The organism is Ruegeria sp. YTSC192, from assembly GCF_059609705.1.
Genome location: NZ_JBXWMG010000001.1, coordinates 39649 through 59917, shown reverse-complemented (window position 1 = coordinate 59917; position 20269 = coordinate 39649). Strand labels below are relative to the sequence as shown.

General features: G+C 59.6%; 21 protein-coding genes, 1 other RNA gene and 1 riboswitch. Of the genes, 10 read left to right on the top strand and 12 right to left on the bottom strand.

The window, feature by feature from the left end; genetic code table 11:
- Positions 1-100: 100 nt before the first annotated feature.
- A complete protein-coding gene (gene pdxR, locus AC2FD8_RS00275; protein ID WP_496853934.1) occupies positions 101-1561 on the bottom strand; it encodes a MocR-like pyridoxine biosynthesis transcription factor PdxR in 1461 nt (486 codons plus the stop codon).
- 128 nt (positions 1562-1689) lie between these two features.
- Between pdxR and AC2FD8_RS00270 the strand changes: the two genes are divergently transcribed.
- On the top strand, positions 1690-1998 hold the full coding sequence (locus AC2FD8_RS00270) for an ArsR/SmtB family transcription factor (RefSeq protein ID WP_170375462.1): 309 nt from the start codon (positions 1690-1692) through the stop codon (positions 1996-1998).
- The gene (locus AC2FD8_RS00265; protein ID WP_496853935.1) at positions 1991-3022 is read left to right on the top strand and encodes a permease; all 1032 of its coding nucleotides are present in this window, start codon (positions 1991-1993) and stop codon (positions 3020-3022) included. The genes AC2FD8_RS00270 and AC2FD8_RS00265 overlap by 8 nt, the downstream gene beginning before the upstream one ends.
- Positions 3023-3075: 53 nt before the next feature.
- Here AC2FD8_RS00265 and AC2FD8_RS00260 read toward each other — a convergent pair whose 3' ends face one another.
- The gene (locus AC2FD8_RS00260) at positions 3076-3465 is read right to left on the bottom strand and encodes a hypothetical protein (protein WP_496853936.1); all 390 of its coding nucleotides are present in this window, start codon (positions 3463-3465) and stop codon (positions 3076-3078) included.
- A 52-nt stretch (positions 3466-3517) separates the two neighbouring features.
- Positions 3518-4279, bottom strand: a complete 762-nt coding sequence (locus tag AC2FD8_RS00255; RefSeq protein WP_496853938.1) for a DUF1013 domain-containing protein — start codon at positions 4277-4279, stop codon at positions 3518-3520.
- A 130-nt stretch (positions 4280-4409) separates the two neighbouring features.
- Here AC2FD8_RS00255 and AC2FD8_RS00250 point away from each other — a divergent pair, with 130 nt between their 5' ends.
- Entirely contained in the window at positions 4410-5051 is a 642-nt protein-coding gene (locus tag AC2FD8_RS00250) for a ribonuclease T2 family protein (protein WP_496853939.1), read from the top strand.
- Here AC2FD8_RS00250 and AC2FD8_RS00245 read toward each other — a convergent pair.
- A complete protein-coding gene (locus AC2FD8_RS00245; protein WP_496853941.1) occupies positions 5048-5536 on the bottom strand; it encodes a hypothetical protein in 489 nt (162 codons plus the stop codon). The two genes, AC2FD8_RS00250 and AC2FD8_RS00245, sit on opposite strands and share 4 nt — an antisense overlap.
- A 208-nt stretch (positions 5537-5744) precedes the next feature.
- Here AC2FD8_RS00245 and AC2FD8_RS00240 point away from each other — a divergent pair, with 208 nt between their 5' ends.
- Positions 5745-6242, top strand: a complete 498-nt coding sequence (locus tag AC2FD8_RS00240; protein ID WP_496853942.1) for a lactoylglutathione lyase family protein — start codon at positions 5745-5747, stop codon at positions 6240-6242.
- A 73-nt stretch (positions 6243-6315) separates the two neighbouring features.
- Here the strand turns inward: AC2FD8_RS00240 and recR are convergent, their stop codons facing one another.
- The 3 genes from recR to AC2FD8_RS00225 all read right to left on the bottom strand — a co-directional run bounded on the left by recR (position 6316) and on the right by AC2FD8_RS00225 (position 9302).
- Positions 6316-6909, bottom strand: coding sequence for a recombination mediator RecR (gene recR, locus AC2FD8_RS00235; RefSeq protein WP_496853943.1), 594 nt, complete (start codon positions 6907-6909; stop codon positions 6316-6318).
- 61 nt (positions 6910-6970) lie between these two features.
- Positions 6971-7315, bottom strand: a complete 345-nt coding sequence (locus AC2FD8_RS00230) for a YbaB/EbfC family nucleoid-associated protein (protein ID WP_170706351.1) — start codon at positions 7313-7315, stop codon at positions 6971-6973.
- A 232-nt stretch (positions 7316-7547) separates the two neighbouring features.
- A complete protein-coding gene (locus tag AC2FD8_RS00225; protein WP_496853945.1) occupies positions 7548-9302 on the bottom strand; it encodes a DNA polymerase III subunit gamma/tau in 1755 nt (584 codons plus the stop codon).
- 169 nt (positions 9303-9471) lie between these two features.
- On the opposite strand from AC2FD8_RS00225, the gene AC2FD8_RS00220 reads away from it, so the two are divergent.
- Positions 9472-9975, top strand: a complete 504-nt coding sequence (locus AC2FD8_RS00220; protein WP_496853946.1) for a protein-tyrosine phosphatase family protein — start codon at positions 9472-9474, stop codon at positions 9973-9975.
- Between the two features lie 100 nt (positions 9976-10075).
- On the opposite strand, the gene AC2FD8_RS00215 is transcribed toward AC2FD8_RS00220, so the two are convergent.
- The gene (locus tag AC2FD8_RS00215) at positions 10076-10390 is read right to left on the bottom strand and encodes a hypothetical protein (protein WP_496853947.1); all 315 of its coding nucleotides are present in this window, start codon (positions 10388-10390) and stop codon (positions 10076-10078) included.
- Between the two features lie 179 nt (positions 10391-10569).
- Positions 10570-10791: riboswitch (cobalamin riboswitch) on the bottom strand.
- A gap of 159 nt (positions 10792-10950) precedes the next feature.
- On the opposite strand from AC2FD8_RS00215, the gene AC2FD8_RS00210 reads away from it, so the two are divergent.
- A complete protein-coding gene (locus AC2FD8_RS00210; RefSeq protein WP_496853948.1) occupies positions 10951-11808 on the top strand; it encodes an alpha/beta hydrolase family protein in 858 nt (285 codons plus the stop codon).
- A 43-nt stretch (positions 11809-11851) separates the two neighbouring features.
- Here the strand turns inward: AC2FD8_RS00210 and rsgA are convergent, their stop codons facing one another.
- The 3 genes from rsgA to AC2FD8_RS00195 all read right to left on the bottom strand — a co-directional run bounded on the left by rsgA (position 11852) and on the right by AC2FD8_RS00195 (position 15002).
- Positions 11852-12880, bottom strand: a complete 1029-nt coding sequence (rsgA, locus tag AC2FD8_RS00205; RefSeq protein ID WP_496853949.1) for a ribosome small subunit-dependent GTPase A — start codon at positions 12878-12880, stop codon at positions 11852-11854.
- 157 nt (positions 12881-13037) lie between these two features.
- Positions 13038-13136, bottom strand: an RNA gene (ffs, locus tag AC2FD8_RS00200) — signal recognition particle sRNA small type.
- A 39-nt stretch (positions 13137-13175) separates the two neighbouring features.
- Positions 13176-15002 (bottom strand): bifunctional 2',3'-cyclic-nucleotide 2'-phosphodiesterase/3'-nucleotidase, encoded by a 1827-nt coding sequence (locus AC2FD8_RS00195; RefSeq protein ID WP_496874278.1) that lies wholly within the window; start codon positions 15000-15002, stop codon positions 13176-13178.
- Positions 15003-15208: 206 nt separating this feature from the next.
- Here AC2FD8_RS00195 and nudC point away from each other — a divergent pair, with 206 nt between their 5' ends.
- The gene (nudC, locus tag AC2FD8_RS00190) at positions 15209-16192 is read left to right on the top strand and encodes an NAD(+) diphosphatase (protein ID WP_496853951.1); all 984 of its coding nucleotides are present in this window, start codon (positions 15209-15211) and stop codon (positions 16190-16192) included.
- A 39-nt stretch (positions 16193-16231) separates the two neighbouring features.
- On the top strand, positions 16232-16699 hold the full coding sequence (locus tag AC2FD8_RS00185) for an SRPBCC family protein (RefSeq protein WP_496853952.1): 468 nt from the start codon (positions 16232-16234) through the stop codon (positions 16697-16699).
- Positions 16700-16724: 25 nt separating this feature from the next.
- Here the strand turns inward: AC2FD8_RS00185 and AC2FD8_RS00180 are convergent, their stop codons facing one another.
- Entirely contained in the window at positions 16725-17558 is an 834-nt protein-coding gene (locus AC2FD8_RS00180; RefSeq protein WP_496853953.1) for a prephenate dehydratase, read from the bottom strand.
- A 120-nt stretch (positions 17559-17678) separates the two neighbouring features.
- On the opposite strand from AC2FD8_RS00180, the gene AC2FD8_RS00175 reads away from it, so the two are divergent.
- A complete protein-coding gene (locus AC2FD8_RS00175) occupies positions 17679-18194 on the top strand; it encodes a c-type cytochrome (RefSeq protein ID WP_496853954.1) in 516 nt (171 codons plus the stop codon).
- 167 nt (positions 18195-18361) lie between these two features.
- On the top strand, positions 18362-20269 hold the full coding sequence (locus AC2FD8_RS00170; RefSeq protein ID WP_496853955.1) for an extracellular solute-binding protein: 1908 nt from the start codon (positions 18362-18364) through the stop codon (positions 20267-20269).

Sequence of the window (20269 nt, the reverse complement as noted above, 5' to 3'; positions counted from 1 at the left end):
ATTGGCCGGGGGGTACAGCCCGGCCTTTGATACGGTTTTGGCGTATGGGTGCGGATGGCGTTAGGGCCAGATGAGGCGGCGGAATACGTCCAGCCGACGGTCAACTGGCCCTGATCGCAGCCGCAATCAGTTTCACCCCGGCCTCGATGCGGTCGGGCGCAATCGAGGAATATCCCAGACGGTAGAAATTCCGAGGCGGCTTCGGCCCCGAAAAGAAGGGCGCGCCGGGTTCGATATGCACTCCTTGCGCCTGCAGTGTGACTGCCAGTTGCGCGGTGTCTACATACGAAGGAGCCTCCATCCAAATGGACGAACCGCCAAGCACGCCGCGCCCCGCGACCTGTAGCGCATGGGTCTGAACGGCTTTGTCCAATGCCTCACGTCGTTGGGCCAGGGCGTTAGACATGCGCCGGATCTGAGCGTCGTAGTGCCCGAGTGACAGGAAATAGGCCGCCGTGCGCTGAACATGCCCCGGAGGATGTCGCAACACGAGCGAACGCAGCGCGCGTGCCTCGCGGATGAAGGTCTCGGACCCGACCATGTAGCCCAGTCGCAAACCCGGAAACAGCGATTTTGAGAAGCTGCCCACATAGATAACCCGACCATCACGATCCATGGATTTAAGCGCGGGGGAGGGCGCGCCCAGATAAGCCATCTCGAACTCGTAGTCGTCCTCGACGATCATGGCGTTCAGCTCGCTCGCGCGTTCCAGCAGGGTGGTTCTGCGGCTGACGGGCATGGTGGCCGTTGTAGGGCTTTGGTGGCTGGGCGTGGTAAAGATCACATCAGTGTCGTCTGGCAGGTCCTCGGGGGGTAGCCCGTCGCCATCCACGCGGATCGGCGCAATGGTGCAATCCGAATGGCTCAGCAGCTCTCGCAGGGCATAGTAGCAGGGATCTTCGATCGCCGCCGTGCGCCCCTTTTTCAGAAGAATGCGCGAGGCCAGCCACAACGCGTTCTGCGCGCCCAGAGTGATCAGGATCTCTTCCGGGCGGGCGGTGATGCCCCGGCGCGGTAGCGTGTGGCGAGCAATGAACTCGACCAGCAGCGGATCGTCCTGATCCACATAGTCGGTCGTGAGGGATTCGAAATCCTTCTGACCCAGCGCGCGCACGGCACAAAGCCGCCAGTTGGCGTGATCAAACAGCGTCCGGTCGGCCTGTCCATAGATAAACGGGTATTTGTAGCTGCGCCAGTCCTGAGGTTTGGTCAGAACGTTCCCACCCGAGAACCGACGGGCCAGCACCCTGTCCCAGTCGACCGTTTCCTCGCTGCGCGGGACAGGTGTGTATTTCGGAGGGATCGGCGCGTTTTCGGACACATAGTAGCCGGATCGCCCCTTAGCGGTCAGATAGTCATTGGCCAGAAGCTCGGTATAGGCCAGTGTCACCGTAATCCGACTGACGCCCAGATGGGTCGCTAGTTTACGGGACGAAGGCAGCTTTTCCCCGATGTGGAACCGACCCGACAGGATGCCTTCGGCGATCATCTGCTGGATTTGCGCCTGCAGCGTCCCCTGTCCGTTCAGCTCAAGAAAGAAGGTGTCAACCGAGATAGCCATGAGCGCTTATAGATTGGACTTAAGGCGGTGGCAATCTGGACTTACGCACTGAAGGGAGTTTTCCGCAACTTGACGAGAAAACTCGAATCACCTAAATAACTAGAAAACTAGTTTAATGGAGAAAGCAGATGTGGGAAACCGCTGCAGCAGGGTTCTCGGCCATGGGGTCCGAGGCCCGATTGAAGGTTCTGAAAACACTTGTGCGGGCTGGGCAGGCCGGTCTGACCGTGGGTGAGATCCAAACGCGTACCGGCATCGCCCCCTCCACCCTTGCGCATCACCTTCGGTTTCTGGCCGCAGGTGGTGTGGTTGAACAGGAAAAGATCGGGCGTACGACGATCAATCGCGCCTGTTTCAACGAGTTGCGAAATCTGGCGCAGTTCATTCTCAGCGAATGCTGCGCGGACGAAGTCGGAAAGGCCGCAAACGATGGCTGAACTATCACAAAACCCCAAAGCCTCAGCCAAACTCGCGCTGGATGTGATCAAAACACCCTGGGCTTTGATCGTCGCCATACTGGCGCTTGTCGCAGTTTTCGATCCGGGCAACTGGGCCGAGGTCGTAATCTTCGCCGCCAAGGCACTGGCGCATACAGGCCAGTACATTCTGTTCGCCGTCCTTCTGCTGTCCTATCTCAAGGCCACCGGGGCCGAAGTCATGGTGGCGCGCGCTTTTGAGGGGCGGGAAACCAGGATGATCTTTCTGGCGGCCCTGTTCGGAGGGCTTGCGCCGTTTTGCTCCTGTGAGGTGATCCCGTTCATCGCCGGGCTGCTGGCACTGGGCGCGCCGCTCTCTGCGGTGATGGCCTTCTGGCTCAGCTCGCCTCTGATCGACCCGCCCACATTGTTGATCACGGCGGGCGCATTGGGGTGGCCCTTTGCCATCGGCAAGGCGGTTGCAGCGGTTGCCTTGGGCCTATTCGGCGGGTTCACCGTGCGCCTTCTGATGCGCAACGGAGCCTTCGCCCAGCCCCTGCGCGAATACAAACCCGCCGGATGTTGTGGGTGCGGCCCCAAGCTGGATGATAAACCCGTCTGGAAGTTCTGGCAGGAACCCGAACGCCGTCAGCGTTTCCGGTCTGAGTTCGTGCACAATGGCCTGTTCCTGCTGAAATGGCTTGCTCTGGCCTATGTGCTCGAGGCGCTTCTGGTCAGCTATGTCCCCGCAGACCTGATCGCACGCGTTGTCGGCGGAGAAGGTGTTCTGCCCATCGTTGTAGCCGCACTGGTCGGAATGCCCGCCTATCTGAACTCCTACGTTGCGCCGCCGCTTCTGGCGGGGCTGATGGAGCAAGGCATGACAGCAGGTGCCGCGATGTCGTTCATGGTGGCAGGGGCGGTCAGCTCGATCCCGGCCATGGCCGCGGTCTGGTCACTGGTTAAACCGCGCGTCTTTGCCACCTATCTGACCCTCGGGGTCGGTGGCGCGATCGTCGCCGGGATTCTGTTTCAGATGCTCTGAAAAAGAAAACGCCCGGCGCATCCTCCGGGCGTTTTTCGCTGGTTCGCTAGGGGTCAACCGGCCTCGCAGAACCGAGGCAGTTTGAACCGATATCGTGCCTCTCCGCTTTCCACGTAGACGCGTTTTTCCACGCAGGCGCTGGTGCCCACCGATTGGGAAACCGGCGCCTCGGTCGAGGTGATCGACGTGGCCGTCCCATCCGGCAGACGAACCGAAGCAATGATCCCGTTCTTGAAATCGCCGTTGATCGCCGTGGCCGACAAAACCGGGACGGTCATGAAGGAATGATGCTCATGCTTGCCGCCATCCCCCAACAGGAACAGGCCGCCGACGATGAAAGCCATGACCACAGCAGCAGCCAGACCCAAACCCCAGGTTTTCAGGAAGGCGTAGATCGTTACGGCGCGGTGTGGGCCAAAGATGGCAGAAAGAATGCTCAGCATGAGAGGTCCCAAGGAAACGCCCCAGCCAGTTTAGACCGGGGCGGGTCAGAAATCAGGGGCGCAGATCGTCTTCGTCGTCGTCGTCCCCGCCACCTTTGGGCAGGTTGAAGAAGCTGTCGGCGTCCACGATCGGGTCACTGTCTTCCTTGTCGTCCGGCTCATCCGACAGCGAGAAGGTTTCCAGACCCTCAATCGCGGTCGGGATCTTCGGTGCTGCATCCATTTCCAGCGACTGCTCGGTCGAGACCAGCTTGCGGCGCTCGTCATCGCTCATCACGCCGCCTTCGGCTGCTTTCTTCGCAGCGGCCTTCTGTACCACGGCGTCCAGCTCGGACTGTTTACACAGGCCAAGGGCAACCGGGTCGATGGGCTGCATGTTCGAAATGTTCCAGTGCGTGCGCTCGCGGATCGACTGGATGGTCGGTTTGGTTGTACCAACCAGCTTGGCGATCTGACCGTCGCTGAGTTCCGGGTGGAACTTGACCAGCCACAGGATCGAGTTCGGACGGTCCTGACGCTTGGACAGCGGCGTGTAGCGCGGGCCACGGCGCTTTTCCTCGCCCGTTGCCGACGGGTTGAACTTGAGCTTCAGCTTGTGCAGCGGGTTGTTCTGCGCTGCATCGATCTCGTCCTGCGTCAGCTGGTTGTTGGCAATCGGGTCGAACCCTTTGACGCCAGCAGCCACATCGCCATCGGCAATGCCCTGCACTTCAAGCTCGTGCATCCCTACGAAATCCGCGATCTGCTTGAAGCTGATCGTGGTGTTGTCCACCAGCCATACGGCTGTTGCCTTGGCCATAAGCGGTTTTGCCATCAGCCCGTCTCCTATACATACATCTTTCCCGTCGCCGGAATTCGGCGGCCCCGGGGTTTTGGGGCAGGTTTCCGTTGTCGGGGAACTTGGGGAGTATATAGTCGCCGCGACGCAAGAAGGGAAGAGGCGAATGCGCCAAGGTTTGCTAGCGCTGGTTTTGTGGGTCACAAGCGTAATCGCCACGCTGGCCGAGGGCGAAAAGGCAGGTGAGTTCGACTACTACGTCCTGGCGCTCAGCTGGTCGCCCAACTGGTGCGCGCGCGAAGGAGATGCGCGAGGGTCAGACCAATGTGATGCCCGGCATGACCATGGCTGGATTTTGCATGGGCTGTGGCCTCAGTTCCATCAGGGCTGGCCGTCCTATTGCCGCACGCCCGAGGCCCCACCGTCGCGCGCGATGACCCGTGCGATGGAGGATATTCAGGGAAGCGCAGGCCTTGCATGGCATCAGTGGAAGAAACACGGCACCTGTTCGGGCCTGTCGGCGCGAGGCTACATGGATCTGTCGCGCGAAGCGTATGGTCGCGTGGCCCGGCCCGAGGTGTTCCGCCAGCTTGATGCCTCGGTCAAATTGCCCGCGTCGATTGTCGAAGAGGCCTTTCTAAATTCCAACCCTGCGCTTGGGCGCGACATGATCACCATCACCTGCAAACAGGGCTATATCGAAGAGGTCCGCCTGTGCCTGTCCCGCGACCTTGATCCCGTACCCTGCGGCCGGGATGTCATCCGGGACTGCGCGGCCAAGGACGCTCTGTTCGACCCGATTCGCTAGAGCTTTTTGTTCTGACACTCCCGCGCATATTCCAGCGCTTTGGCGGTGCCTTTGAGGTCAATCGCCATCACCACGTCACCCTCCGGGTTGTAAACGGTCATCGTCTTGTTCTGAGCGATTGCGGTGACGAAATTCCGGTCAGTGAAAAAGACGGTCGCGCCGGGGACGTCACGCTCGTTAAAGCCAATGGCGGTGGCGTCATAGCTTTTGCCGTCCAGATCAAATCGGATCGGATAGGTTTTGCCCTGTTCGATATCGCCCCAGGCCTTGTTGTAGACAGCGAAATACCCGCGATTGTCCAGCGCGTCATAACCGATCCGAACGACCGAGAGGTCCTGATACACCGTCTGGATCAGGCACCCATTCCCAAGCGCAGGGTCCATCATGATGTTCCAACCGTCGACAAAGCCTTTGTCGACAAGGTCTTGCGCGAGGGCGGAGGTGGCTGTGAAGGCGGCGAAGGTGAGGGCGAGAAGGCGGGTCATAAGGGCTTCCGATATAAAAAATGATCAGGTCTGAGGCATATTACAACGCGGGTGCTGGAGGCAAAGACCATTCTGGTGTTTTTGGGCGATTTGGGGTTCGATGCGCACCTATGTTCTGGGGTGAACCCCGCTATGAGGGCGCGAGAAGTCGCTTGAAACTCTGTTCCTACCTTATAGTTCTGAGCCCCAGCAGAATAAGGAGCGTTCCATGTCTCAATATCCAAGAACATTTTCACATATTGGGCTGTCGGTTCCAAATGTGGACGAGGCTGTAAAATTCTATTCCGAGGTACTTGGGTTTTACGTGATCATGCCCCCTACGGATGTGGTTGAAGACGACTCGGATATTGGTGTCATGTGTACGGATGTTTTTGGCCCCAAATGGAAAAAGCTGCGTATCGCACATCTTGCGACAGCGGATCGCATCGGAATCGAGCTTTTTGAGTTTGATGGAAATTACGAGCCTGAAAACAACATCGATTTCCGCAGAAACGGGATGTTCCATTTCTGCATTCAAGACCCCGACATTGAGGGCCTGGTTGAAAAGATTGTGCAAGCTGGTGGAAAACAGCGAATGCCGATCCGGCACTATTATCCCGGAGAAAAGCCATACCGCATGGTCTATGTCGAAGATCCCTTCGGCATCGTGTTCGAGGTCTACAGCCATTCGTATGAGCTGACCTATTCGTCGGGTGCTTATACCTGACTCGCGCACTCAAAGTCCGTTTGGCATATTGCGGGGCGAAATGCTTTTGATCGCCCCGTTCTCAATAGGCCGCCTAGATTTCTTTCCGCGCCCGCAATGCCGCTGTGATTGTTCCGTCGTCCAGATAGTCCAGCTCGCCTCCAATCGGAACGCCCTGCGCCAATGAAGTCAGGCGGACCTGTCCCTCCAACTGATCGGCGATGTAGTGGGCGGTGGTCTGGCCATCGACGGTGGCGTTCAGAGCGAGGATGATCTCGGTGATCTCCTCGGCCACGACGCGGTCTTTTAATCGAGGAATGCGCAGCTCGTCCGGACCGACCCCGTCCAGCGCTGAAAGCGTACCGCCCAAAACGTGATAGCGCCCTTTGAACACGCCTGCGCGCTCCATCGCCCAGAGGTCGGCGACGTCTTCGACCACGCAAAGCTCTCCGGTCGCGCGGGCCTCATCATTGCAGATGTCGCAGATGTCGGTGGTGCCCACATTGCCGCAATTCAGGCACTCGCGGGCGGTGATGGCGACCTGCTGCATAACGTCGGACAAGGGCGTTAGCAGCAGAGAGCGTTTGCGGATCAAGTGCAGCACCGCGCGGCGGGCCGAGCGGGGGCCGAGACCAGGCAGTTTGGCCATCAGGTCGATCAGGTTGTCGATGTCGCTGTTGGAGCTCACGGCCTGTCCTGTCTGGCGCCGGAGGGAGTCTCCGGCTGGAGTATTTTTGAAAAGATGAAGATCAGAACGGCAGCTTGATGTCTGCGGGCAGGCCCATGCCTTCGGTCAGTTTGGCCATTTCGGCCTGCGAGCGTTCGGCGGCTTTGGTCTGTGCGTCCTTGATGGCCGCCAGGATCAGATCCTCGACCACTTCCTTGTCGTCGCCATTGAAGATCGACGGGTCGATATCCAGGCCCTTCAGCTCACCTTTGGCGGTTGCGGTTGCCTTGACCAACCCTGCGCCGGACTCGCCGACAACCATCAGGTTGTTCAGTTCTTCCTGCATCTCGGTCATCTTGGTCTGAAGATCCTGCGCGGATTTCATCATTTTGGCCATATCGCCCAGGCCGCCTAATCCTTTGAGCATCTTGCTCCTCCTGTAGGTCCAGTTTGTGCCTAGATACGGGGGTCATCGTGGTGACACAAGAGCAGAGCGTGCTCCCGCCCGTCGTCAAGGTCTTTGGCAAGACCTTTCCTCCCGTTGGGCCCGGCAGCGCTCGGGCATAGCCCGAGCGCTGCCGGGCCCAAGGCCGCTCAGGGTGATCGGCTTTAGCCGATTGCCCGTGGCGGGCGCGGGAGGGTTTGGTTTTGTGGTGCGATCAATCTTCTTCGAAAGGGTCCCATTCATCTTCGACTTCGGGCAGGGCTTCGGTCTCGACTTGGGCGGCGCGTTGTTCTGGCGTTTCGATCTTGGTGATTTTGGCCTTTGGGAAACTTGCCAGAACGGCCTGAACCAGTGGATGTGTGGTGGCCTCTTCTTTCAGCGCCAGTTCGGCCTTGTCGCGGATCTCGGCGATTGTCGGAGCGTCGCCATCCGACACGATGGACACTGCCCATCTGTTGCCGGTCCAGCGCTGCAAGGCCGATCCCAGCCGCGGTGCAAGATCGGTCGGGGCCTGCGGGGCCGGTGTGAATTCGATCCGACCCGGCTGGTAAGACACCAGCCGCACACCGTTTTCGACCTCGACCAGAAGCTTGACGTCTCGGTTCGTCCGGATCAACTCGACCACATGTTCGAAACTCGGGTATCGCGCAAGTGCGGTCTGCGTGTCCTGTGCCAAAGCAGCGACTGGTGCGCCGCCAGACCCTTGGGCAGGGGCGTGGCTTCTAGCGGCGCGTGCTTCGACCGGGGCCGCGCCGTTGCTTTGAATGGGCCTCCCACCGCCTGGTCCGCCATTGGGGGGCGGAGGCGTATCTTGCAGCCGTTTGATCAGTTCCTCCGGGCTGGGCAGGTCGGCCACGTGAGTCAGCCTGATCACAGCCATTTCGGCGGCCATCATGGCGTTGGGGGCGGCTGAGACCTCCTCCAGTGCCTTCAACAACATCTGCCACATCCGGGTCAGCACCCGCATGGGCAGGGCCTCGGCCATTTGCTGGCCGCGGGCGCGTTCATCCGGGGAAACAGTGGGGTCTTCGGCTGCGTCCGGGGTGATCTTCACGACCGAGACCCAATGGGTGATCTCGGCCAGATCACGCAACACGGCTAGCGGATCAGCCCCTTCGGCATATTGCCCGCCAAGCTCGGTCAGCGCCCCAGCTGCATCGCCCCTCAGGATCATGTCCATGAGGTCCAGAACCCGACCACGATCCGCTAGGCCCAGCATCGCGCGCACCTGATCTGCCGTCGTCTCTCCGGCCCCGTGTGAGATCGCCTGATCCAGCAATGAGGTCGCGTCGCGGGCAGACCCTTCGGCAGCACGAGTAATCAGCGCCAACGCGTCCTCGGCAATCTCAGCGCTCTCAGCCGAGGCGATCTTGCGCAGCAGGCCGATCATATCCTCGGGTTCGATCCGGCGCAGGTCGAAGCGTTGGCAGCGTGACAGAACCGTGACGGGGACCTTGCGAATCTCGGTTGTGGCAAAGATGAATTTCACGTGCGCCGGCGGCTCCTCAAGCGTCTTGAGCAGCGCGTTGAAGGCGCTGGTCGACAGCATGTGGACCTCGTCGATGATGTAGATCTTGTAGCGGGCCGAGGCAGCGCGGTAGCGGACACTGTCGATGATCTCGCGAATATCATTCACGCCGGTACGGCTGGCGGCGTCCATTTCCATCACGTCGACATGACGGCCTTCCATGATGGCGATGCAGTGTTCGCATTGGCCGCAAGGCTCGGTCGTGGGTCCGCCATTTCCGTCCGGCCCGATACAATTCATACCTTTCGCAATGATCCGCGCGGTCGTGGTTTTACCGGTCCCGCGAATGCCTGTCATTACAAAGGCTTGCGCGATGCGATCCGCCTCGAACGCGTTTTTCAGCGTGCGGACCATCGCGTTCTGACCCACCAGATCGGCAAAGGTTTCCGGGCGATATTTGCGGGCGAGAACCTGATAGGCGGGGCTGTCTGGGTCGGTCATGTCTACTCTGGCGGATTCGGGACGTCACCGCAGCGTAAAGGCCCGTGCCGCCCGCGTCCACATGAGTTGAAGAACGATTTTGTTTTGGAAACCGGCGCGTCAAGGGTACAGTCTGCGGATTGTGACTCAGGCTTAAAGTCAGGATTAACGCTTCCGGGGGGATGCTGTCATGACGAATTTGGTCATTCATGCTTTGCAAGTGGGTGGGGGCACACTTGCACTGACGTCGATGCCGGGAAAAGGCGGCGACTACGCTGGCGACCTTGAAACGATCGGAGATTGGAAGCCGGGCCTCGTGCTGTCGATGACAACCGAGGCCGAGTTGGTCCAATTCGGAGCCCGCGAGTTTGGCCGCGATATTCAGGGGCGCGCCAGCCGGTGGGTACATCTGCCGATTCAGGATTTCGGCGTGCCCCCGGCAGAGGTTGATGCGCAATGGCCCGATGTCAGTGCCGCGGCGCGTCAGGCTTTGTCGGGCGGAGGGCGCGTTCTAGTTCATTGCAAGGGCGGATGCGGTCGCTCTGGCATGGTTGTGTTGCGGTTGATGATCGAATGTGGCGAGCTTCCAATCCAAGCGCTGGACCGGTTACGTAAGCTACGCCCCTGCGCGGTCGAAACCGACGCGCAGAAGCACTGGGCCACCTTGCCCGCCCGAGCTTTGGCAGACTCCTAAAGCGTTTCGGGTTTTATCTAAAGCAATCTGCGACACTAATGTCCCGAGAACGCCGCAGGCGTGGCAGGGTATTTGTGTCTCAAGCTAAACCCGAAACGCTCTAAGCCGGCAGCTGCAGTTCCGCCGGGGCCGGTTTGCGCGTCGCAATCACTGATGCCTCGAGCATGGCGCAGGGCAGGGATGTCATCGCAGCGGCAGGCAGGCTAGCGGTTTCAGTGCCGAACAAAAGGTCAGCATAGCGATCGAGGGTCTCGCTTTCGGTATCAGGGTCCGCTCCGCAGTAGACCCGCACCTTAGACTGGCTGGCCCGAAACCGGGCGTGGCATCCATCCGAGCAATGGGTCAGGTCGCTACTGCCTTCGATTTCAAAATCCGATGTGGTCGCCGGACCGGCTTGGTCCAGTGCGTCAACCATTGAACGCGCCAGCCGTGCCAATGCAGGGCATGTCTTGCCCGTATGTTGGCAGATGGTTGCTGAGAACCTATGAGTCTTCGTCTTCCAGATCATCCTGCGCCCTCCGCGCGGTGGACAGGGGCTGGGATCAGGTGGGCAGATAGGGTCTGTCACGGCCTGCCCGGACACCCCGCCCGAGTTTGGGTTATGTTGACGATGGCAGGTCTCCTGACTTGCGGGTCATCGCTTTGTCGACCTTCCCGGCCTTTCGGCCAGTGGATCTTCGACATTGCTTGCCGCTTACAGTTGCGGGGGCAGTCGCGGATTTGGTTCATCCCGAGCAAGCCGGGGAAAACCGCACCGTGTTCCCTTTTCATCCCGACCTCTTGTGAAAGCCGGGAACCATCGCACCATCGCTAGCGTTCATATCCATGTTGAGTCAAGTTGAACTTTCTGCGCTGCGGAAAGACAGCGCGCAAAGTGGACGCATAGTCATGCGGGATCGCGGTTGACTAGCATGGGCGGTCTGGGGTCATGTAGCAATATGAACTCATTAGTTCAGTTTTCCGCCGAGGATGCCCATGTTGGATTCAAACCAAACAGTGCTGATCGAAGATGTTCGGATTCCGGTGGGGGATGGTGCCCTGTCCGGGCGGATCTACCGGCCCGTGGCGCAGCCCGAAACCGTTGTGGTGGTCCACAGCGCGACAGGGGTTCCGCGTGAATACTACAAGCATTTCGCACAGTGGTTGGCGTCGGATCGGAATATCGCCTGTCTGATCTATGACTACCGGGAATTCGGTCATTCGAAATCGGGGCCGCAGCGTCGGTCGAAGATATCAATGGAGGATTGGGCGTTGCGGGACATGCCCGCCGCACGGGCCGAGATGCGCCGCCAGTTCCCACTGGCGCAGCAATGGTCGATTGGCCATTCGCTCGGAGGGATGCTGGGGCCGGTGCAGCCGGATATCGACAAGATTGATCGCATGATCTGTGTCTGTTCAGGCCTTGTGAAACTAGGCGATCATCCTTGGCCGTACCGCGCTCTGGCAGGGTTGTTCTGGTATGGGCATGTGCCTCTGATCGTGCGCGGTCTGGGGTATTTACCGGGCAAGGCACTCGGATTCGGTACAGACCTACCGCCTGCGGTCTACTGGCAATGGCGCAAATGGTGCACCGCGCCGAACAGCTATCTGCCCGAGATCGGAGACAACCTGCCGCAAGCTACATGGAAAGAGGCTAATGTTCCCGTCGACCTGTTTGCCTGCACTGACGATGAGATGGTCCCAGAAGCCGCCGTTTGGCGGTTGGCTGAACTTTACGGGCCGAAGGCACGCCGTCACCTGTTGTCACCGGAAGAGTTTGGCGTTCCGGAAATCGGCCATATCGGTGTGTTTGCTCGCCGAAATGCGGCGCTCTGGCCCCGATTGATCGCTTGATGGGGGGCGCCGGCGGACCGACGCCCCTTTTTCAGCCCGTGTTTCAATCGCCGCGCCGCGCGGATTTTCCGTGCATCGCGGTTCGGACCATCTTGCCGAAAGCCTTGTCGCGCGCCCGCGCCTCGGCCACGGTTTCAGAGTTGCGCTGATCCTCGCGCCGTAGCTTGCGCCAACGGTCCAGCCGATCCGCATCCAGCGTGCCCGCTTCTATCGCCGCCTGCACAGCGCAGCCGGGCTCGGCCTCATGCTGGCAATCCGAGAACCGGCAGGTTTGGGCCAGTTCCAGAATGTCCGCGAACACTTCGTCCACCCCGTCCTGCGCATCGAGCAGGCGCAGGGCGCGCATGCCGGGGGTGTCGACCAGCCAACCGCCGTTTTGCATCGGATGCAAGGCGCGAGACGTTGTGGTGTGACGGCCTCGGGCGTCATCCTCGCGGATTGTGGCCGTTGCCTGATCCTGCCCTGTCATCCCGTTGGCGAGCGTTGTTTTGCCAACCCCTGATGACCCTACCAAAGCCGCTGTCTGACCCGCCGGGCACCATGCCAGAACCTGCTGCAGGTCTGACGCGTTGTGCGCATTGACTGTCAGGACTGTCAAAAACGGGGCCAGCGCTTCGGCCTGTTTGGCATAGGCTGCAGGATCCGAGCAGCTATCGGCCTTGGTTAGGACCACGACAGGATAGCACGCAGCCTGATGGGCCAGCGCCAGATACCGTTCGAGTCGGGGCAAATTGAAATCCGCGTTGCATGAGCTGACGATGAACAGCACGTCCACATTGGCGGCGATCAACTGCGCCTCGGCCCCGGTTCCGGCGGCCCGGCGTTGCAGCAGGCTGCGCCGGTCAAGCAGATGCTGAACCCGGTTTTGGTCATCGGCCAGCACCCAATCTCCAACAGCAAAATCGCCAGTGGAGTGACCAGGGACCAACAGAGACGTTTCACCGGCCTCGTTCATCCCGACCAGCCGGTCCCGGTGAACGGCAGTGATACGAAAAGGCATGAGTTGCGTATACGCCGCGTGTTGTGCAGCAAAGTGAGAGGACCATCCCAGGTCCGAAAGAGAAAAAGACATTGGTTTGCCTGTGTTCAGATAGAGCAATCCCATCGAATGGCAGATGCGCATCCGTTGGTGTTGTGTTCAGGCAATCGGAGATTTGGGTTTAGAACCGATCCGCCCGAAGGGTGTTTGCTACAATCATAAAGCCCTCCTGCGGCTGATGGTTTCTTTAAAGTGAGAGGTTGGACATCGACCCAAGCGGGGCTCGTTGTGGCTGCTTCCTTCCGGACCTGACCAGGTTGGCGAGGCGCTCGCCCGCGCCAACCTCTCAGGGCTTGATATAGGGAAGCGATGTAGAAATGACAACCCGTCACAAGGTCAGTCGTATCCTTTCAAAACCCTCAGAATCAGGCCCCAGCAATTCCGGGGCATACTCGCCTAGCTCGGGCAAATACTTCAACGCTCCGTTTCCGGTTCTGAGGATCGTGTGCGCGCCATTTAGCGGAGTTAAGGAGAATGGGTAACGAGCCTGATCCAGAGGGTCTGCGGGAAGTCGATCTGACAGGTAGTCACGCAGTATCCCTTTGATATCTCTGGACGGCAGCGGAATGGCCCGGGCCTTTTCAACGAAAGGGAAATGCCCACCACCGCTGGCACGATAGTTGTTGAGGGCGACGACAAAGCTCTGATCGTCGTGGATTCTTTGCCCGTCAAAGCACAGGTTGCGGATGCGCCGGGCGGTTGGATCGGTCAGGGTGCCGTTGCTGTCGAACCGCGCCGGGCTGGACAGGTCGATCTGATAGGTCACGCCAAACACGACGTCAAAGTTATGCCCCACCCGGTGGGAATCGGTTAGCTCGGCTTCGGCGTCTGGATGGATCTGGTTGAAAACACCCGCCGACATTTCAAGCCAGTCCCGCAGTTGCGCGCCGGTGATGTCGACGGCGCGAAGTTCGTTGGGAAAGACATGCAGGTCAGCGACGTGGCGCAGACAAATCTCGCCCACAGGCACGTCGGTGTAGTTCCTCGGCCCGGCCCGGCCGCCGAATTTATAAGGAGATACCGCAGACAGAAGCGGCACTCCAGCAAAGGCGGTGCCATACAGAAACGGGCGCAAACCCGCCGCTTGCGCCGCCGCGACCAGGGCTAGCCCGCGATCGGGCGCGCAGAAGCTGAAATAGCTGTGCAAGCTCTGCGTGGTATGGCTGACAGGTTCGGCCATCATCTTGCGCGTCGCTAGATGAACGGGTTTCAACTTCTTACTCAGGTCATTGTCTTCGACCTCGTCGGCTGTGGCGACCAGGTTGCACTGGTGATCCTTGATCTGCCAGCGCCCCTCGGGTGCCTTGGTCAGGTGCAGGTCTATGACCCCCAGATAAGACCCGGCAGACCCAGCCATAACCACGGGCTTGCCGTGGATCAGGCCATTGCCTGCATCTACGCCGTCAAGCCCATGATGTACCGGACCCGGGAATGTCAGATGCGTGTGACCGGCAACAATCGCGTCAATGGCTTCAATCTCGGCCAGGGGAATCACCGCATTCTCAAGCCCTGGCTGAGCTGCCGATTGTCCCAACCCCGAATGCGCCAGTGCGACGACCAAATCGCAGTCCTGCGCACGCAACGCCTCAGCCTTTCTTCGGGCGGCGGTCAGGATATCCTCGGCAACCACCGTGTCTTTCAGGTGATGCGCCTCCCAAATCGTGGTTTGAGGTGGAAGCACGGACAGCACGCCGATTCGGATTGTTTCTTCCTGCGCAATGGACCGTGACAGGACAGTGCTGGGCAGCCAGAGCTGTCGGTCGTCCAATTGGGTCAGGTTGCTGCAAATCACGGGGCACGGGGCCTGGGCTAGGACACGCTCCAGCGCGCCCAGCCCGAACCCGAAATCGTGGTTGCCCAAGCCGATTGCATCATACTCCAATTCTTTGAAGGCCTGCATCATCGGGTGTGGGCCGTGGTTCTGCACCGCCCAATCCCCAATCGGTGTGCCTTGCAGTGCGTCGCCATTGTCAAAAAGAAAGGTGACCGCGCCCCCGGCCTGTTGACGGGCGTTTCGGATCGCCGACGCCGTACGAGTCAGCCCGATGCTCGGGTCAGGTTTGTCCGCATAGTAGTCGAACCCGGTCAGGGTCATGTGCAGATCGGTGGTTGCCAGAATGCGGATATGCACTCCTGCGTCCTGCGCGTCTTTCATGCGCGGGGAAATTGCGTTCACGTTTGGTTGTCTACTTTTGCGCTATGAGAGTTAAGAAAATTTACCAAGAGGACAAATAAGTGAAAAATCCGAGGCGGTCATGCGGTGTTTCGGTGGCACCTGTCGATTTGCCACAGTAGTGAATTGACATTGCAACACCTGCGCGGACATGGCAGCCCTAGGCGCAACGGGCCGAGGGGACCTCAATGAAAAATGCAGAGAACGTGACATTCGGCAGCTCGGGCCTTGAACGTGCGGCCCATCTGCGGGGCGATGCGGTCAAGCTGGCAGAGGCGGCCCAAGATCCAAATGCCCGCTGTCTGCTGTTGTGGCGTGGCAAAGTGCTGGTGCAGGGCGAGGCTGTGGATCAACTGGGGCTGGTCTCCATGGCGCATCCTCTGGTCGCCGATGGCCCGGGTGGCGTGGTTGAGGCGCCGATCCTGCTGGGCTGTTCCGATGACGGGGCGGCGGTGTTTGCCGCCGATATCTCTGAATGGCAGGCCGAGGGGCTGGATCTGTCGAGCTTGGGCAATTTCATTGATCCGTCCGAGCAACAGCACCCCGATCTGCCCGTTGGCCATGTGTTTGCAGAGCTGCGCCGGATCATGACCCGCCTGTCCGCCCGCGATGCCGAGCTTGCCGCGACAGCCAAGGCGGTGATCGGCTGGCACGAGACGCACCGTTTTTGTGCGCGCTGTGGTGCGCCAAGCGACGTATCGCAAGCCGGATGGCAGCGCAGTTGCCTAGCTTGCGGCGGTCAGCACTTCCCACGCACCGACCCGGTTGTGATCATGTTGATCACCCATGGCGACAGTGTGCTGATGGGTCGTTCACCGGGGTGGCCCGAGGGCATGTTCTCGTTGCTGGCAGGCTTCGTCGAGCCGGGCGAGACACTGGAATCCGCCGTCCGCCGCGAGGTGATGGAGGAGGCGGGCGTTCCTGTGGGCGCGGTGTCCTATCTGTCCAGCCAGCCCTGGCCGTTTCCGGCGTCGCTGATGTTCGGCTGCGCCGGTGAGGCCCTGTCTCGGGACATCCAGATCGACCCGGTCGAGATCGAAGAGGCGATGTGGGTCAGCAAATCCGAGATGATGCAGGCCTTCGCGGGGGAGCATCCGCGCTTGCTGCCCGCCCGGAAAGGTGCGATTGCGCATTTTCTGCTGCAGAACTGGCTTGCAGATACGCTGGACTAACGAAACACTGGACAGCAAGAACGAGCAGCAAAGGCCCACATGCAGTTTTCAGCGCGCGAAGATATCGAGGCTCCCATTCACTCGGTTTTTGACATGGTTGCCGATTTCGATCGGTTCGAACGTATGGCGATGCGCCGTGGTGTTGACGTGCGCCGCACCATCGGTGGGGCCGCACCTGCCGCAGGCATGGCTTGGGAGACCGAGTTCAAGCTGCGCGGCAAACCCCGCCAGATGTCCGTACTGCTGACCGATTGCGACCACCCCTCACAAATGCGATTCGAGGCCGCAGGCAAGGGCATGACCGGTGTTACAGTGGTTGACTTTCTGGCTCTGTCCCAGCGCTGCACACGTTTGAGCGTGGATCTTTCGCTCAGCGCCAAGTCCCTGCCGGCGCGGTTGTTGCTGCAGTCGATGAAACTGGGCCAGGCGCGGTTTCGCAAACGCTTTCAGATGCGTCTGGCGGAATTCGCCCGAGAACTGGAGCAGCGCCACAGGCATGGCGCCTAGCCTCTCCTTTACCTGAGGCGCGGGCCTAACCGCGTGGCTGGGCTGCCGGGTAGACGCCGAGTATTTCGACATTGGTGGTGAAATGCTCAAGCTCGTCCATCGCCAGCTGTACGTTCCGGTCATCCGGGTGCCCGACGATGTCGGCGTAAAACTGTGTCGCGGTGAACGAGCCATCGACCATATAGCTTTCCAGCTTGGTCATGTTGACCCCGTTTGTCGCAAACCCGCCCATAGCCTTATAGAGCGCGGCCGGAATGTTGCGGACCTGAAAGACAAAGCTGGTGATCATGCCATGATCGCCCCGGCGTGTCAGATCGGCTTTGGGTGACATGACCAGAAAGCGCGTGGTGTTGTCGCCATGATCCTCGATATGGCGGGCCAGGACGTTCAGGCCGTAGATCTCTCCGGCCAGTTCGCTGGCCAGCGCGGCGGAATGAACCTCTCCGGCCTCGGATACCTCGCGTGCGGCGCGGGCGTTGTCGGGGCTGACCCGCCCGTGAATACCGTGCTGGCGCAGGAAGCCTGCGCATTGAGGCAATAGAACCAGATGAGAGTGTGCCTCGGTGATGTCGTCCAGCGTGGCGCCGGGTACGGCCAGCAGGTTGATGTGGACGCGAACAAAGGCCTCATCAATAATCTGCAGACCACTATGCGGTAGCAGGCGATGGATATCGGCCACCCGCCCATAGGTCGTGTTTTCGACCGGCAGCATCGCCAGATCGGCCGCGCCGGACCGAACCGATTCGATCACGTCTTCGAAAGTACGGCAGGGTAGCGCCTCCATTTCCGGGCGCGCGTTGCGGCAGGCTTCGTGGCTGTAGGCGCCGGGTTCGCCTTGAAAGGCAATGTGATTGGTCATTTGGTCGATCCCGTGCAACAAGTTACAAAATTGGGCGTTTCGTCGCGGTGTCTATACCTTGCCTCTCGCAAGGGGAAGCCTTAGACACCTTTCCAGACAGCTGAAATGGACTAGCGATCAATGTTCGACACGATGACAGTTACCAAGGCCGCTGCGGGCCTGTTCGGCACGTTCCTTGTGCTGCTTCTTGCCAAATGGGGTGGTGACATCCTGTACCATTCGCAAGGTGGCCATGGCGATGCACAGGCCGCGTATATCATCGAAACCGAAAGCTCGGGCGAAAGCGCCGATGGCGAAGAGGTGGTCTTTGAAGACCTGCTGGCCGCCGCGGATCCTGAAAAGGGCGCCAAAGTTTTCCGCAAATGTACTGCATGCCACAAGCTGGAAGACGGTGCGAACGGCACCGGCCCTTACCTTTATGGCGTTGTAGATCGGCCCGTTGCATCGGCCAATGGCTTCACCGGCTACTCGGCGGCGATGCAGGCGCATGGCGGCAACTGGACGCCCGAAGCGCTTGATGCCTTCGTCGAAAAACCCAGCGCCTATATCTCGGGCACATCCATGAGCTTTGCTGGCCTGAAAAAACCGCAAGACCGTGCCGATCTGATTGCTTATCTGCAAACTATCGGCAACTGATTGCCTTCACGATTAAGAAATTCGAAAGCCGCTGCCTTGTGCAGCGGCTTTTTTTGTCGACAATCTTCACAAAGCGTTCACGCATTCTAAACTTGAATCAGTCAGCACTGGCGATCTAGCTGGCGGAACCGAAATAGACGAAGACAACAATCCAGAGGATGAGCCATATGAAACCCCTCCTGCCTGCTGCACGCGATATGAGTATTCGGCATTGGGGTTTCGCGTTGTGTCTGTCGTTGGGGCTGTTGGGCGCGGGTGCGTCGCAAGGGCTGGCCGCAGGTGTATCCGAGGAAGAGAATGTCATCGTCAGCCATGGCCTTTCAGTCTTTGGCGACCTAAAATATGGTCCGGATTTCGAACATTTCGACTACGTCAACCCCGACGCCCCAAAGGGCGGAGAGATCGCGACCTGGGCCTTTGGCACCTTCGACAGCCTGACGCCCTTTATCCTCAAGGGGAATGCCGGGGCGCTGTCGACCGTGTTCTATGACACGCTGATGACCGGTGGGCTGGATGAGCCTGACGCGATGTACGGTCTGGTGGCCGAGTCGGCAGAATATCCCGAAAGCCGCGAGTGGATCATCTTCAGCATGCGTCCCGAGGCCAAGTTCCGCGATGGCACAGATGTGACGGCAGAGGATGTTGTCTTTACCTTCGAGACACTGCGCGACAAGGGGAGCCCATCCTACAAACTGCTGTTCAAGGATTTCCAAAGCGTCGAAGCGTTGGACCAGCACAAGGTCAAATTCAGCTTTGATCCAAAAGGTGCCCTGCGTGAGGCCTATCTGACAGCGGCAGGCCTGCCGATTCTGTCCAAAGCCTATTACGAGACGCGGGATTTTGAAGAAACCAGCCTTGATGCGCCGATGGGGTCGGGGGCTTACGATTTGCTCAGCGTCGATCCGGGGCGCTCGATCACCTATCAACGGCGCGAGGATTATTGGGCCAAGGATCTGCCGGTCAATGTCGGTCAGGACAATTTCGACCGAATCAAGGTCGAGTATTTTGCCGATTACACAACCGCGTTCGAGGCATTCAAGGCCGGTGCCTACACGTACCGAGAGGAGTTTCTTTCGCGTCTCTGGGCAACGGGCTACGACTTCCCGGCAATCGAAAAGGGTTGGGTGATCACGGAAACGCTGCCTGATGGACGACCTGCCGGCACGCAGGGGTTCTGGTTCAATCTGCGCCGCGACAAATTCAGCGATCCGCGCGTGCGTGAGGCGGTGGGGCTGGGTTTCAACTTCGAATGGTCGAATCAGAGCCTGTTTCATGGCCTTTACACCCGGACTGACAGTTTCTGGGAAAACTCGGACATGCAGGCCGAAGGTCTACCGACTGAGGCTGAGCTTGCGCTGCTGGAGCCTCTGCGCGGCGAAATTCCTGACACCGTGTTTACTGAGCCGGTCTTCTCACCAGCGGCTTCCAAGCCGGACAACGCGGGGGATCGCCGTGCCCTGCGTCGTGCCAGCAAGCTGCTGGACGAGGCCGGATGGGCCGTCGGCGATGACGGTTTGCGCCGAAACGCAGAAGGTGAGGTTCTGACGATTGAATTCCTCAACGACAGCCCCTCGTTCGACCGCATTATTCTGCCCTATGTCGACAACCTCAAACGACTTGGTATTGATGCGATGGCGCAGCGCGTAGATGCCGCGCAGGCGCAGCAGCGGGAAAAGAAGTTCGAATATGACGTTGTGATTCAGCGCTATGCGATGTCGCAAACACCGGGCACCGAACTGCGGCGCATATTCGGGAGTGAATCGGCAAACATTGAAGGTTCGGGCAATGTTGCGGGTCTTCAGGATGAGGCCGTTGACCACTTGATCGAAAAAATCGAATCCGCTGGCAACCGTGAGGATCTGAAAACTGCGGTTCGGGCACTGGACAGGGTGCTGCGGGCCAAGCATATCTGGGTGCCTCAGTGGTACAAACCCTCTCACAACATTGCGTATTTCGACATGTATGAACGACCTTACACCGACACCCCACCGCCCGGCGGCATGGGAGAGCTTTCGATCTGGTGGTACAACCCCGAGAAAGCGGCGGCGTTGAAGGCAGCAGGCGCGCTGCGATAA